Annotated in this window: 12 protein-coding genes and 1 pseudogene; 1 reads left to right on the top strand and 12 read right to left on the bottom strand. The window is 64.2% G+C overall.

Annotation, left to right across the window (positions count from 1 at the left end):
• Window positions 1–622: 622 nt before the first annotated feature.
• The 11 genes from ACWGO6_RS17125 to ACWGO6_RS17075 form a co-directional block, all read right to left on the bottom strand.
• Window positions 623–1,348, bottom strand: coding sequence for a hypothetical protein (locus tag ACWGO6_RS17125; protein ID WP_452327407.1), 726 nt, complete (start codon window positions 1,346–1,348; stop codon window positions 623–625).
• A 1,156-nt stretch (window positions 1,349–2,504) separates the two neighbouring features.
• Window positions 2,505–3,464 (bottom strand): ParA family protein, encoded by a 960-nt coding sequence (locus tag ACWGO6_RS17120; RefSeq protein ID WP_452327406.1) that lies wholly within the window; start codon window positions 3,462–3,464, stop codon window positions 2,505–2,507.
• Window positions 3,465–3,736: 272 nt separating this feature from the next.
• Entirely contained in the window at window positions 3,737–4,162 is a 426-nt protein-coding gene (locus ACWGO6_RS17115) for a hypothetical protein (RefSeq protein ID WP_452327405.1), read from the bottom strand.
• A 12-nt stretch (window positions 4,163–4,174) separates the two neighbouring features.
• Window positions 4,175–4,582, bottom strand: a complete 408-nt coding sequence (locus ACWGO6_RS17110; protein WP_452327404.1) for a hypothetical protein — start codon at window positions 4,580–4,582, stop codon at window positions 4,175–4,177.
• 372 nt (window positions 4,583–4,954) lie between these two features.
• A complete protein-coding gene (locus ACWGO6_RS17105) occupies window positions 4,955–5,320 on the bottom strand; it encodes a hypothetical protein (RefSeq protein WP_452327403.1) in 366 nt (121 codons plus the stop codon).
• A 19-nt stretch (window positions 5,321–5,339) separates the two neighbouring features.
• Window positions 5,340–5,546 (bottom strand): hypothetical protein, encoded by a 207-nt coding sequence (locus ACWGO6_RS17100; protein WP_452327402.1) that lies wholly within the window; start codon window positions 5,544–5,546, stop codon window positions 5,340–5,342.
• 129 nt (window positions 5,547–5,675) lie between these two features.
• Window positions 5,676–5,816 carry a hypothetical protein gene (locus ACWGO6_RS17095; protein WP_452327401.1) on the bottom strand — a complete coding sequence of 47 codons (141 nt, stop codon included), beginning with the start codon at window positions 5,814–5,816 and terminating at the stop codon, window positions 5,676–5,678.
• A gap of 527 nt (window positions 5,817–6,343) precedes the next feature.
• Window positions 6,344–7,723, bottom strand: a complete 1,380-nt coding sequence (locus tag ACWGO6_RS17090) for a ParB/RepB/Spo0J family partition protein (RefSeq protein ID WP_452327400.1) — start codon at window positions 7,721–7,723, stop codon at window positions 6,344–6,346.
• A gap of 1,447 nt (window positions 7,724–9,170) precedes the next feature.
• Entirely contained in the window at window positions 9,171–10,007 is an 837-nt protein-coding gene (locus ACWGO6_RS17085) for a hypothetical protein (RefSeq protein ID WP_452327399.1), read from the bottom strand.
• Between the two features lie 66 nt (window positions 10,008–10,073).
• Complete coding sequence (locus ACWGO6_RS17080; protein ID WP_452327398.1) at window positions 10,074–10,511, bottom strand: hypothetical protein; 438 nt, start codon at window positions 10,509–10,511, stop codon at window positions 10,074–10,076.
• A gap of 1,515 nt (window positions 10,512–12,026) precedes the next feature.
• A complete protein-coding gene (locus ACWGO6_RS17075) occupies window positions 12,027–12,239 on the bottom strand; it encodes a PspC domain-containing protein (protein ID WP_452327397.1) in 213 nt (70 codons plus the stop codon).
• A gap of 392 nt (window positions 12,240–12,631) precedes the next feature.
• Between ACWGO6_RS17075 and ACWGO6_RS17070 the strand changes: the two genes are divergently transcribed.
• Window positions 12,632–13,267 carry a hypothetical protein gene (locus ACWGO6_RS17070; protein ID WP_452327396.1) on the top strand — a complete coding sequence of 212 codons (636 nt, stop codon included), beginning with the start codon at window positions 12,632–12,634 and terminating at the stop codon, window positions 13,265–13,267.
• Window positions 13,268–13,506: 239 nt separating this feature from the next.
• On the opposite strand, the pseudogene ACWGO6_RS17065 reads toward ACWGO6_RS17070, so the two are convergent.
• Window positions 13,507–13,803, bottom strand: a pseudogene (locus ACWGO6_RS17065) (hypothetical protein); the annotation flags it as partial.

Here is a 13,803-nt window from a genome sequence, read left to right as displayed (position 1 = left end):
ACGGCTCGCTGGATTGGGCTCTGCTCGGGCAAGCGCATGATCGAGCGTTGCTCTAGCGATGTTCCTAAGCTGACGATGGTTGGTTCCGGGAGCGATGTCCAGAATCGGCCATACCCGTCATCCCCAACGGCCCCTGTCCACAGCCAGCCATCCGACGCCGCGGGCCCCCGCACGACGTATCGCCAGAACCGTCGAAGGTCGCTGTTCACCGCGCCTCCTTGGACCCGGTCTCGCACACGCCCCAGAGACCGGCACCGGAGGCTGCAGCCGCCCGTTCCGCATCCCGGTATTCACTCTGTCCGTCGCAGCCGGCGGTGTGTCACATGTGGGAAAGGCTGCACGCCTGACGATGCTCCAAATGTCGTTGCCTGCTAAGCCTGAACACCCTCGGCGTCTGGCGGCCGATTTCGTAGACAGAGACTCCGCAAGTGCCTGGCCGCACTGCGCCTCCAACGCGAAGTTCACCGCCCCCTTACCCCCAAGAACGGGTCGAAATTTCAATCGACCCTCGCGTAAGCACCAGCTCAGTCGCTCACCTTCCTGACGGATTCAGAATGGGGTGATCCATCGTGGAGAGGACACGCTAGAGGCGCCCGCGATCGACTCCAGAGGGTCGCGACTGTTAGGAGGTGACGAGGATTGTGGCGACTGCCTGACCAAAATTGGTAGCAGTCGCTGTTACGGACCCTCCATTGGTTCCGACCTGGACACCGTTGAGGCTGAAGCTTCCGCCCGCGGCGACCAAGGCGGACAACGGGCCAGTCACGTCGCCCGTGTAGGTGAAATAGACGTTCGTCGGATACTGCGTTCCAGTCAGTCGGGTGACTACTCCGGTGAGCACCACAGTAGAGTTCGCTGCGGTACTGTACTGCGACTGGTCGAACGCGGTCGTCCCCGTTGAGGCTTCGATCGTGATGGCCTTAGTGTCTGTAAGCCCCGCGCCGATGGCAACGAGGGTGAGCGTGCCGGGCTGGTGGATGTTCAGATTGCCCACCGTCGCTTCGCCCGTCCCATTCGTCTGCACCGTGACGTTCGCCGCCGCCGGTCCGAATGTGCCAACCGAGGTCGGAGAAACACTGAAGGTGATCGACTCGCCGACCATCGGCTGGCCATCGTCGCCAACCAGGCGGGCAGATACGGTCAACTGTTCATTGACGTTCGCCGTGGTAGGCGCGCCCAGGACGAGCTGAGCCGCGGTGGAGGCCGCCGCCAACGGAGTTGCGACGCTAAGCGCGACCACTGGAACTGACCAAGCAGCCGCACCCACGACCGACCGACGCGAGAAGCCTCTGGTCTGCTCCGGCGAAACCGAATGGCTGTCACGATGGTTCAGGTTCTGAGGGTTCACTGGATGGCCTTCTTTCCTCATACGTCCGCACGGGAACGGGTGACTGTGCGTCGGGCGAGAAGCCTCTCGCCCCGGCTCCCGACCGCGGGTTCTCATTTCTCTACCGTGCTCCGCGATCCCGCCGGACGATCGCGACGCAAAGATAGACGGGGAAATGTACCGTTCATCACGCGGGTCGCCGCAAATCGGCCGTAGCACTAGCGGCGCGCGCGGCTTGAGAGCAAACGATGAGTGCCAGGATCCCGATCAGGAGCGCCTTCGTCTGACGGCGCGCATCAAGAGGTATCCATTCCTCTCTTGCCCGCTTTCCGAGCCCCTTGCCTGAAATGATGACAACACAGTTTGCCGCGCCCAGCCTTTGCGAAGCTCGCCGTTGGACGACTGGGCGTGCCGATTCGATCTGAAGGCGGCACGTTCATGAAGAGGTTTCTTCGTCACCCGGCCAGGTCGCTCTAACCACGGTCCTTTCCCTTGCGCTGCTCAGGGGTGTACACGCTTCCACTGAATGGTGGCATCCGCAGCTACGCTCAGCCCGCCGGCCGCGGCGCCCACCTCGTTTGATGTGTCCAGCGCGTTGCAGCAGCTCGAGAGCATCCTGAACGACTGGGCGGGGCAGACATCGAAGCTTTCGAGCAGCTGTTGACGTGCTCCGCCTCCGCTGCCCACGCCGATCCCCCGTCCGCTCCCCAAGAAGAGACCTCACGAAGATCACCATGCTGGGGTTATTGCTGGTGGCTTTAGCTGCCGAATGGACGCCCCTTCTGGAACTCGCTGGAGTTCGGTGGGAACGTCTCTCCCCCGTTGTGCGCTGCTTCGAGTCGGGCAAGTTCGGTGGCGATCGCTCCATTTATGAATGCACGCATCGATGTGTATCCGCCCGCGCGGCGGAGTACTGCTGTTTCGCTCCGCCGCACGAGTCCTTCCTCGATCTTGAAGGTGCGGTCGATCATTGAGGGGCGGGCGTCGCGTGGTGCAGGTGTCGTTGCCTCGTGGCTGGTGGGGGTTGTGGCGTTGCCTGCTTGCGACGCAGGGCTCGACGTCTGCACCGTGACCGTGGGTCGTGATTCGGTCGCTGGTTCGGGCGCTGTTCGAACTGCTTCGACCTGTGGGGTCAGTAGTGGGCTTTGGGCGCCGGGTCGGCGTCGCTCGGGACGGCTCATGCTGCTTCTCCGATCACCTTGTTGATGTATTCCGCTGCCACGGAGTCGTAGAGCGCTACGGTCTTTCGGCTTTGCCGGTCGGACCAGGCTGAGACAGACACCGCCGCGGAGTCGGCCTCTGTGAGCCGAACCCATTCGGGGATCCATCGTGGGAGAAGCAGGTCGTCCATTCCTGGTTCTTTGACGATGCGGGTGGGATCGAGGAGCAGGTCACCGAAGTGTTCGCGGGCACCTGCTACTTGCTCTTCCGCCTCGAGGCTTCGTTTGTACCTGGTTGTGACGACGCCGCCGATGTGGAGTCCCGGGTTGGCGAGGTCTTCGGCGTGGACTTGCACGAAGTCGCGGAGTCGGATGGCGGCTTCCACGGAATCGTAGGTGGCGTCCGAGGGGATCAGGACTGTGTTGGCGACTGCGAGTGCCATCTGTACGAGATGGCCGAGGCTTGGCGGGGTGTCGATGAGCACGATGTCGTACTCATCGGTCCAGCCTTCGAGCGCGCGCTTGAGGCGGCGCACGGCGCCGACCTGCCCTGCTTCGGTCTCGCGGTTGATGAGGTCGAACCGGGACGGGATCAGATCGATGTTCTCTGCCTCGGAGGTGGGGTTGCCGTCAGAGTCGATCCAGCCGCAGGGCAGTACGGCGCCTTGACCGATGCCGCGCTCCCCCGATTTGACGACCTCTGACATCGTGACGATGGGCGCGTTCGGGTCGTACTCGATTCCGAGACGTCGTGTGGTGTTGGCTTGTGGGTCCATGTCGCATACAAGCACCCGGAATCCCAGGCGGGCGAGCGCCGCAGCGAGTTGCACGACGAGCTGTGATTTCCCGACGCCTCCCTTGTTGTTCGCGACTGCAGTTATGTGGGTCTCGGCCAGTTGCAGGGCTGCAGGGATCCCGAAGCGGATGCGCCGAGCGCGTACGTCGGCTTTGTTGCCCTGGAATGTCGTGATGGCCACTTGTTCTCCAATCGGGGAATGCAAGCCTTGTTTGCATTCCTTGTATAGCTTCGCTGCAGGTTCGTTCTGACTGCTGCTGCGACTCACCGTACTTTGATTCTGTATTTAATACAAGCCTTGCTTGCCTTGCAATACTTGTTTGACAAGGAAGCCTTGTATGTCTTGCAAGCTAAGTAAGTCATGATGCTGCGAGTTGTGCTCTCGGGGGAGCGCGAGGGGTGTCCCCTCGCTGCCGATCCGGGCCGCACCGGTCGGGTGCGGCCCGTGTGGGGTTAGAGCCAGTAGCGGGGGTTGAGTGGGGTGCCGTCGTAGTCGAGGGCGAGGAGTGCTCGGTTGAGTTGGTCGATGTAGATGCCGTTAAGGCGGGCGTGTTCGGTGACGCGGGCGTATTCGAGGACGTGGATGTCGATTTCGTCGGCGGGGGTGTGGCTGATCATGACGCCCATGCGTGCGGGGCGTTCGCGGCGGGTGCTGTCTCGGAGGGGGAGGATGCGGCCCGTGAACAGGAGACCACCGAGTTGGTGGGCGCCGGCAACCGCGGTGAGGTCGGTGGCGCCGAGGGACATAAACACACCGACCTGGACGGCCGCGCGGAAGGTGTCGGCGATGGCGATGATCTGGTCGCGGTTGTCGCGGTTGATGGTGAGGGTGTCGTGGGGGAAGCGCTGGTAGGCGGCGCGGATCGCTTCGGTGCTCATGGGGGTCTCCGGTCAGTAGGTGAGGGTGTGGTGTTCGGTTTGCGCGAGGATGACGCCGCTTGAGCTGGCGATTGTGGATCCGCTGCGCGAGGGGGGCTGGGGGAGTGCGTCGGGTCCGAGCCAGGGGGCAAGCACCGAGCCGCCGGTGCGGGTGTCGAGGGCGAGGACGTGGCGTCGGCCGAGGTAGTTGCTGCGGGAGTCGGGGTGGATGCGTGCCCAGGGGCGGAATACGGCGGAGTCCCGGCGGTAGTTCTCGATGGCTGTGCGGGTCTCTCCGGTGGCGGTGTTGGCTTCGGTGTAGTCGCGTTCGGCGTCTTCGCGTCGGCCGCGGTGGGGGCCGGTGGTGCCGTCGTCGTATGCGGCGGTGAAGGTGTCGGGGGTGCGTGCGTACATGCCGATGGTGAGTTGGTGGATTGTCATGGTGTGGGTCTCTCTTCCCTCTCGTTGTTTTGCCGTGGAGGCACGAAGTGTCTCTGTAGGGAGAGCGCCCGGCCCGTCAACCCGGAGGGCCGTGGGGGAGAGAGTTTCCGGGCGATGTGAGGGAGCGCAGCGACCGCGTCCGGAGAGTCTTGGGGGAGCGGGCCCGCGCAGCGGGCTTGCGGGGCGAGTGATCGACCGGAAAATGCCGCAGGCTTCACGGCAATACAACGGCCGCGCAGCGGCTGGCACAGTCTCGCGCCGAAGGCGCGTGACCGATGGGAGGGCAACCCTCCGTGGCTGCCTGTCGGCCGGGGCGGCGTTCCGTCGCCGGCCCGGTCCGGGTGTGGTGCCCTCGGGCACCACACGGCTGGTTCAGGTGGCGATGTGGATTCCGGAGAATCCGAGCAGCTGCTCGATGAGCTCTGACGCGGCCGTATGCTCGTCCACCTCACCGTCGCCGAGATGCCGGGAGTCGTGCCACTTCACGACCGCGGAGCGGATGTCACCCTTCTTGCCGGTAACGGGCTGGTCGAACATCACTCGCACGGTGTCACCCATCTCCACACGATCGAGGCCGTAGTGCGAGCAGAGTTCGCGCGCCTGGTCGCGGTCGTCCAGGTCGAGACCCGCGGGGGCGGCATCGCAGATCCGCTGCGCGACGGCGAAGGAACCGGAGTAGAAGGTGACGATCGCGGCGACGGCCGCGCCGAACTTCGCGAGCTCGTGATTACTGATCATTGTGTGCGTCCTTTCGGGGTTAGGCGTAGTGGGTGGCGGTGCGCGGGGCACCGTTCCAGGGGTAGGCGTTCGCGTAAGACTCGATCTGGATGAAGGGGGAGGAGCCGTACGTGTGGACCTTGCGGCGGAACGGTTCACCGGCGTAGTCCTCCGGTTTCGGGGTGACGGTGCTCGACATGTGCGCCCGCTGCTCGACAGCCTGGGCGCGGAGCCTGCGGACGGTCACCGTGGTGCGTGTGACCCCGATGACTTCGTAGAAGTCGACGTTGGTCTGGTCGTATCCCTACGTCGATTCGAGGATCTGCCCGACGGTGAGTGCGTGAGCGGCGGTATTCATGGTCATGAGGTCTCCTGTTCAGCGGGTGGTGACGGCGTGGTCGTGGTCGGTCATCTCGCGTGTTGTGGCGAACGCGAAACCGGATCGACCGCGCATGTGCTCGCCCTGGTAGGTGAGAGCGGCGATGCGTGCGTGGGCGCTGTTGCCGTCTCCCCACACGCGGAGGTCAGAGAAGGCTTCGAGGGCGGCAGCGCGGGTGCTGTAGACGACTCCCTGTTCGTGGGAGGGTGGTCGACGATGACTCCGTGGTTCTGGCCGAAGATGAGCGGCCAACGGCTGGCGAGGGCGATGGGGGCGTAGTAGGTGACGCCGGGTATCGGACGCGTGGTCTGCATGGTCTCTTCTCCTCGTTGTTTTCCCGTGGCGGGTGGGGCGAGAGCTCAGAGAGCGCAGCTGCAGGTGCGGGGTCCGTGGAATACCGGAGGGAGCGCAGCGAGGGAGGATATGCCGCGAAAGCCCGGCACGCAGCGGCGGAAGCGGAGCTATCGTGGCGCAGCTCCACACCGCCTTGGGAAAACAACGTCTGGGCGGCCGCAGGCCGCACAGGGGGAATATGCGGCGCCGCGCGCCGTCCGAACAGGGGCGGGTGCCGGTGCTCCGTCGCCGGCACCCGCAGTACCGCGGCGCCGGCCTCCGTGCCGGTGTCGCGGTGCCCCACGTCGGGTGGTGAGGTGGGGCACCCAACATCAGCTCTCCGGAGCGTCGGTGTCCTCGGTCTGGTCGTCCTGGATCATTGCCGCGATCTTCTCGACGGGGGAGAGGCCGTATCCCCAGCCCTGGAGGATGTGCAGGTACCGGGCTGTGATCGCGCGGGGGGATCGCCACGTGCTTCGGTCGGTGTGCGCCTCAACTCCGGCGAGGACGATCGCGAGGTTCACGTGGGCGGCCTTGGTCGGGTGCGCGGTCAGGTAGTCCGGGAGCCGGTCGATCCCGAACCCGGTGGGTCCGTCGACGCCGAGCAGGTCCGCGGCCAGGGCGTTCCCGTGACTGACCGCGTCGCCCACGAGGTAGCGGCCGCTGGCAAGCAGTTCCGCGACCACGGCCGTGGTGTTCTTCGGGAGCGTCCGACGTCCCAGGAACGTGGCCAGCCATTCGCGGCGCACGGTCTCGGCGGCCTCCCACTGCTTGTTGTTCTCGATCAGAACCCGGCGCTCGGCCTTCTCATCGTCGGTCATCGGCGTGCGCGCCTGACCGGACGCGGTGCGCTTCTTGAACCCGTGCGCCTTCGGGTCCTCGATGTACAGGGACACGTCGACGGAACCGCCGTAGTACACCTGGACGTACGCGGATACCCCGTCGAGTCCGGCGAGGGTGTCCAGGGTGATCTTCTCGCCGTCGGCGGTGGCGTAGTCGGCGACGTTCACGGGCGTCTTGTCGTAGTAGCCGGGACGGTTCTCGCGAATGGTGAGGCACTTCGCGGTCAGTTCGTCCACGAGCTCCTGGCGCTTCTCGGCGCGGGCACGGTCGTCACGGGCACGCTGGACGGCGTGCTCGAACTGGGCGGGGTCCGTGGTGGCGACCTGGATCAGCGTGGCCACGATCGACTCCTCGCCGTCGAACTCCATCAGCACCGCGGCCTGATCCAACGTGACGGGGTGTTCGTTGATCGCGGCGGTTGCGGTTTCATTCGCCGCGACCGCGAGCGATGTTTTCACAGTGTCGCGCTTGGTGCCGGTGCGCTTGGCGATCGCGGCCACGGACAGACCTTCCAGCTCGAGCGCCTTGTACGCGGCGACCTTGTCCACGTCGGTCATCGAGTCGCGCTGTTCGTTCTCGACCAGCTGCTGCACGATCCGATCCGCCTCGAAGTCATCCGTCGACGGAACGAGGTACACGGGGACGGTTTCGAGGCCGACTTCGCGGGCGGCGAGCACTCGGCGTTGTCCGGCGCGCACGGTCACGGTGCCGTCTTCGTTGCGGTGTCCGAGGACCGGGGTCAGGACGCCGTTGGCGCGGATTGCGGCGAGGAATCCGGCGTCGAGGGCCGCCTCGGTACGGATATTCGTTTCCAGCTGGATCAGGGCCGGGTGCGCCTCGATCAGTTCGACGGTGCTGGTAGTGGTCATGATGTTCTCTCTTCCTACCCCTCGTTGTTTTGCCGAGAAGGCACGAAGTGTCTTGGTAGGGAGAGCAGCCGGAACGCCACCCGCAGGGCCGCGGGGGAGAGAATCTGGGGCGAAATAAGCGCAGCGCGTCCCAGAATCTCGGCGGAGCGGGTCCCACGTAGTGGGGCTTGCGTGCAGGGGGATCGACCGGACAATGCCGCAGGCTTCACGGCAAAACAACGTCCCCGGCGGCGCAGCCGCTGCAGGGGAAGAGACAGAGGGGCCGGCGGAGCCGGTCACCATCACGTCAGTCGCGCAAGAAGGGCCAGCATCGGGATCTGTCGATAGATCTGCCGCGTTTGGTCGTCTTATGTAGTGGAAGTGGCACATCTTCCCCGGTGCTCCGCACCGGCTGCCGGGCAAAGGAGTCCCAGCAGAAATGCCTGGGGTCTCCCTCACCCGAGCCTCCCTCATCGAGGACCAGGACCCCAGGCACCCCCGGCAACCAGGCGCCCACGCTGGCCTCCATCACCGTGCCCCACGACGCAAGAGCCACTCGCGTCTCGGCAGATGACGTGATGAAGATCGGCAATAGTTGTCTGAATATCTGGAAGCTCCAGCTGGTTTCCCCGGTGCCCTCACGCCGGTTGCCGGGATTCGGGTTCCCGGCAAGAACAGCCCGGGGTCCTCAACTTGCGGGAGGGAGGGACCCCAGGGCGCTGTCGGGGCTGGTACAAAATCCCCCCTTCTGGAACCAGCCCCGACAGCAGACCCTGTGAGAGACCTCCGGGGATCGAAACACGAAATCATGCGACTGTTCCCGTCACCGTAATCGAATCCGCATTGACGGGTCTTGTGACTGGAAGCGTGGGGCTTCTCCGGTGCTCCCACACCGGTTGCCGGGACTGAGTGCCTGGCAAGAACATCCTGAAGTCCTCCTCTTCGCGGGGACTTCGGGTGCTGCCGGGGCCGGCAGGATTCCCCCTCTTGACCCGCCCCGGCAGAATCCGCAGCACACCACCTGATATCACCGTATGTGGCGCTGGTGGGCGGTGCCGGAGACCATAGCCGTCGCTGTGGAACGCACGGGTGGCATCTCAAGAGCCGTGAAGAAGTTCATGGAGACGCCGTTAGGAACGACGTGGTCGGTCGTCTTATGTTGTGGAAGTCCTCACACTTCCCCGGTGGTCTCTCACCGGCTGCCGGGCGGATTGCCGGCAGAAACGCCTGGAGCCCCGTCCCTAGTCTCCCCGATCAGCACGGGGCTCCAGGTTACCGAGTGCGGAGCGCAGCGCTTCCGTATCCACACCTGTCACCGGCCCAACTCACCCCATCGGTCCCACGCGGCAGGCTCGATTTGTGTTGACGACCCGGCCTGCCGCCGTCGTGAGGATGTCACGTTGTCGCCTCGATGGTGGCGGAGAGTGCGGGTTGGAGTTCTGAAGGTCTAGTGCTTCGTGGACGTCCGTTAGGTGGTCTGCGGCTGCGCGTATCCGAGCTGCGCACCGTGACGGGTGACGGTGCGCAGCTGGAGGGGGGAGAAGAGCACGGGCACCCAGTAGTCGAGCTCGGTTTGCGGCAGGGAGACAGGACCGTGCTCGGCATGATGAGCTGTGGCGGTGATGAGCACGCCGCCGATCTCGTCTTTCGTGGCCTCGAAAGTCAGTCTGAGGCTGCTGTCCATCCATGCCGTCACGTTGGCGTGACCAGTCGCAGGAGCACCTGCGATTGTCCTCCGCACTCCGGCCAGGTTTCCAGCCCATCGAGCGCGCAAGATCTTTGTCTCCGGGGCCACACCTGCGTTCAGATCTGCGACAACCTCCGCGATACTGATTCCGGCCGTCACCTGCGTTGCCCAGCCGTACGCGGCAGTGCCGATGATCCGTTCCCGTGTGGCATAAATCGCATCCAGTGACACGATCCCATACCGGTCGTTCAGGTTCCGCATCGTAGCAGCGACGATCGCCGGGTGATACCGCACTCGGAACAACGCCGGAAGCTGCGCCTGGATACTCCAACGCGACGAAACGATGGGCGGCGACACATACGCGGCTGGCAGGGCGAGGTCTTCGACATTGCACCCGACCCAGTCCGCAAAGCGACACAGAAACGTCCACGGCGGATACATCTTCCCCGCCTCGACCGGAGCCACTGCCCTGCCAAACGTCTCCTCGACGTCCCTGGCGCCCAGCCCGGCACTCTTACGGGCAGCGGTGAGCCAGTACGGCCGCACGCCACCGCTCTGCCACACCGCGAACGCTTCCGGCGACGCCTGCCGCTTCAATTCCGTGTTCACATCAACCACCGCACCTTAGAGTCCAAACCGTCTAAGACGTCACGCCGCTGATGGCCCCCTCGGAGGGGCGAGGCTCTAAATCGTTTCGCTGGCCCATGCGGGTACGTGACGATCGAGGTGTTCTCGCCGTTCGACGGTGGACCGTGCCCCAGAGGTCGTCGATAGTGTGTCGCGTTGACGACGCAGCCAGTACCAGAGACGGCGTTCCAAAATGTCGGCGGAACGCTGCTGGGGGAGACCTCCATGCTCGGCGACAAAGGCCGTGAGTCGATCTGCGTGCTGACGCCACGTATCGTGCCGGTCGTGATCCCAACCGGGGAGTATCCAGTCGAGGTACTCCTGCCGTTGCGGCGACCATGACGAGCTCGAGCGTCCTACCCGTGCGGCACGTTGATTCAGCATCCAGACATGTAGCCGGCGTTCGCGCGGGTCCGCGCTCTTGCGCTCGGGATGACGTCCACGTTCGGCGATGAATGCCGCAAACGCATCGGCCTTGGCCTTCCATTTCTCCATCGCTCCTCCTCAGCAAAGACGGCTTCACCGAGGAGAGACGCACAGAGGCACTGGACAATCACGCCAACCCGGACCGCCCTGTTGCTACCGCCCTGTAGACACCAGGGGTTCGACAGCGATGACGCGGTGCTCATCGACTACGCCAACTCGGGTCCTAACAGCAAGCACAACCTGCGATAACGGGTGACTTCCATCGCTGCGACCGTCGTCCACGGCAGTCCCGACGGCTTCGCAGACGTGCCGGGTACCGCCGTCAAGTAGTCGGATACAACCGGAGCAAGAGTCGTCTCGGGCCGTCTAGCACTTCCGGAGAGGGTTCCCCTGAGAGGGCGGGCCTGGGCCTAGATTTAAGGAGACTGGGCTCGTGGTCAGAGTCCCCGTGAGCGAATCCGCTTTTGATGGTCTTGTACCTGGAAGCATGGGGCTTCTCCGGTGCTCCCCACACCGGTTGCCGGGACCGAGCGCCCGGCAAGAACACCCTGAAGTCGTCCTCTTCGCGGGAACTTCAGGCGCTGCCGGGGTTGGCAGAATTCCCCCTCTTGACCCGCCCCGGCAGCACCAGCAGACCCGCAGTGGCACTGAAACTAAGGCCGATCAGTGTAGGTATTTGGCAGGGGTTCTGCACCGGAGGAGACCGGCGAGATCGTTACGCAAACGTCGAGTCGGGCATGCGCCCGTCGACTCGAGGAAACTCCACCTACGCGCAAGAGAGACATCGCCCTACGCGCTCGCCCGAGCAACATCACACCTGTAGAAGTGTGTGGGTGTCTCACCATCCCTGGGGGAGGGGAAAAGAGGATGAGACACCCACACACGTTCGCATGCCCCGTCCCCACACGAGAGCATCCGTATACCCCCTCGCCCACCATGATCCGCCTGGAACACCCGTCTCACAATCACGGAATTTCTCTGTAAGGCGGAGGACGGGGCACCGTGTCCGGGGCGTCGGCGGAACGTTGCCCCATCGACGGGGGAACTCACCCAATCTTCCTGCCGATTCCGCCCCTGAGCCGAGCTGGCGCACAATGCTGTAGTTCGGAGGATCGATTGCAGGTGGCGTTCTTCTCGGTGCGCTGCGATTACAGTCGCAGCGCTTGTCTCAGGGCGCCACTAAGCTATCGGCCGCGAGCAAGTTCGGTCTCGTGATACTGCCGCGTGTGTTCGAACACCTACAGGCCAGTCTTTTCCTCCGTAGCGCGATCGAGGGCCCGCTGAACCAGCACCGCCGAAGGGAGCGCTTACGACCTCCCCCCAGCCGCAGTAGCTCATACACGGTGACGTCGCGATCACCAGATAGAACGCGGGCGGCGAAGGGTCTGCTGATTTATCCCGATGAGCGCGGCCACCGCCCCGGGACGAAGCTGTTGAATCGCGAGCTCTGCTCGCAAAACGCTCGCCAACGAAAGCCGGAACAAGCGCGCGTCGGGGGCACAGCACAAAGTCGACAGATTGCTCTGGAAACAAGCTCAACTCGCGCTCGAGGTCAAGGGATCGCGGCGTAGGGTGCCTCAGCCTTCAGGCCGTGGATCGGTGAGCGCTGGCAGCGACCGTCGCCGCAGGCATAAGGATCCACAAAGCGATGTAGAGAAGGAACTGTGGTCCGGGGAGAAGACACGAGACGAGGAACAGCACACGCATTGTGGTGGGCTTCCACCCGAATCGGTGTGCGAGGCCGGCGCACACGCCCGCGATCACGCGACCGGTTATAGGACGTTGAAGAGTAGTCATCTACCAACCATCTCCGCCCCCACCACACTGCACCATACGGATATCCCTACATCTCACCGCATCCCTGCAAAGGGTCGCCTCGATGCGGCCGCTGCTTCTTCGTGACATCGCGGGGTAAATGCGATCTGTCACAGCGGCATGGCTTTGGGACGAGAGGGTTGAGGCAATTGACGGGGACTAGCTGGTGGAGTCGGTGGCCGCGCCGCACCGAGAAGTCAGTCAAACGGAAGGCTGAGGAAGAGCGGAGACTCCAGGCGTCCCGAGATATTTATCAGCGGATCGCGCTAGTTTCCGTCGTATTCGAGGGTCCGCGCTCGCCTGGACGCTTCGCCGCCGCATGGAAGGTCTGCAGCGGGCAGGGTCGGTGGGCGAGGGACGCCGAGTTTGGCCCCATGCCTGATCCGGTCGCCGGGGAAGTGCTTAGTGTCCTCGAATCTGCCTACGCGCTCCCCGCACACGCGCTGTCCGACGACCTCATCTTCCCTCGATCGACACTTGAAGCCATGAGGTTCTCAACACCACGCCCTCGGTGGTACTCCGCTCACGCCTGCCCTCCCGAACCGCCCCTAGCAAGCGGCGAGCTTGACCAGCTCAACCGCCGCGCTCACAAAGCGATCGTGGCTAACATCCTCGGCACCGTCGGGTTCACCATGGTTCCCCTCGTGCCCGGTGTCCTGCTAATCCTCGCCGGCATCTTTGCCCTGTCGTTCGTCTCGGTCCTGGTCGCGCTCATGGGCGTGCTCTTGATCGCGGTCTGCCTGACATCGACGTATCGGGTCGTACGCGATCAGCTGCGGCTGCTCCGCCTCGACCGGGACGCGTTCACTGAGGTCCTGCAGCAGCGCCTCCACCTGTACATCGGGTCACACCTTCAAAAGCTCGTTAAGGAGGGAGCCGACACCACCGAGCTCGCACGAGTCCTGTGCCACACACCCACCATCACCCACACCACCCTCGCGGCTCTCACCCCCAGACCTCACAGTCTCCTCCAGGACGCAACGCATGGTTACCCCGCGCCTGGAACCTGACATCTGCACGATCTACTGAACGAGGGAGCTCCCATCGACCACAGAAACGTTGAACAAATCGCTACCTCACCCACGCCTGGAAGATGGCACACGTTGATATGGATCGGAGGTTCGATCGCAGGGGGCATTCTTCTCGGAGCCGCGATCGTCATCGCAGTTATTGCCTACGGGAGCGCTTAACAGGTAGTAACGAACAGGCGCACGTATCTCAACGCTGCTGTCAAGGTCATCGTGAACGGTCACGCGGCAAGTTCGGTGTCGCGCAGTTGTTGCAGGAGCCCGGCGACCACGTACCTCCAGGCGGTGTGGTGGTCCCCTTGCCCGTCCGGATACGTGGGGTAGGAGGGGTAGGCCTCAGGGCCACCGTGCGCGTCGGTGAGTTGGAAGATGAGGGTTTGGCCGGGGCCTGCACGGTTCTTCCCCGATCTGCCCCCCTTCCTGGTGAGGTGGTTCTGCCACCACGCCCACAGCTCCCGCTCCCGCTCATGCCGCCGCGCCCTGCGCGCGAGGACACCATCCGTGCCCAGCTGTTTCGC

It is taken from the genome of Microbacterium sp. NPDC055665, assembly GCF_053618035.1.
The sequence above is the reverse complement of the archived record's forward strand: the minus strand, read 5'-3'. Positions and strand labels throughout refer to the sequence as shown.

Coding starts and splice junctions, on each gene's coding strand:
- ACWGO6_RS17115 (WP_452327405.1), bottom strand. CDS start 4,162: ATGAGCACCGAAGCGATCCGCGCCGCCTACCAGCGCTTCCCCCACGAC.
- ACWGO6_RS17110 (WP_452327404.1), bottom strand. CDS start 4,582: ATGACAATCCACCAACTCACCATCGGCATGTACGCACGCACCCCCGAC.
- ACWGO6_RS17105 (WP_452327403.1), bottom strand. CDS start 5,320: ATGATCAGTAATCACGAGCTCGCGAAGTTCGGCGCGGCCGTCGCCGCG.
- ACWGO6_RS17090 (WP_452327400.1), bottom strand. CDS start 7,723: ATGACCACTACCAGCACCGTCGAACTGATCGAGGCGCACCCGGCCCTG.
- ACWGO6_RS17080 (WP_452327398.1), bottom strand. CDS start 10,511: ATGGAGAAATGGAAGGCCAAGGCCGATGCGTTTGCGGCATTCATCGCC.
- ACWGO6_RS17075 (WP_452327397.1), bottom strand. CDS start 12,239: ATGACTACTCTTCAACGTCCTATAACCGGTCGCGTGATCGCGGGCGTG.
- ACWGO6_RS17070 (WP_452327396.1), top strand. CDS start 12,632: ATGCCTGATCCGGTCGCCGGGGAAGTGCTTAGTGTCCTCGAATCTGCC.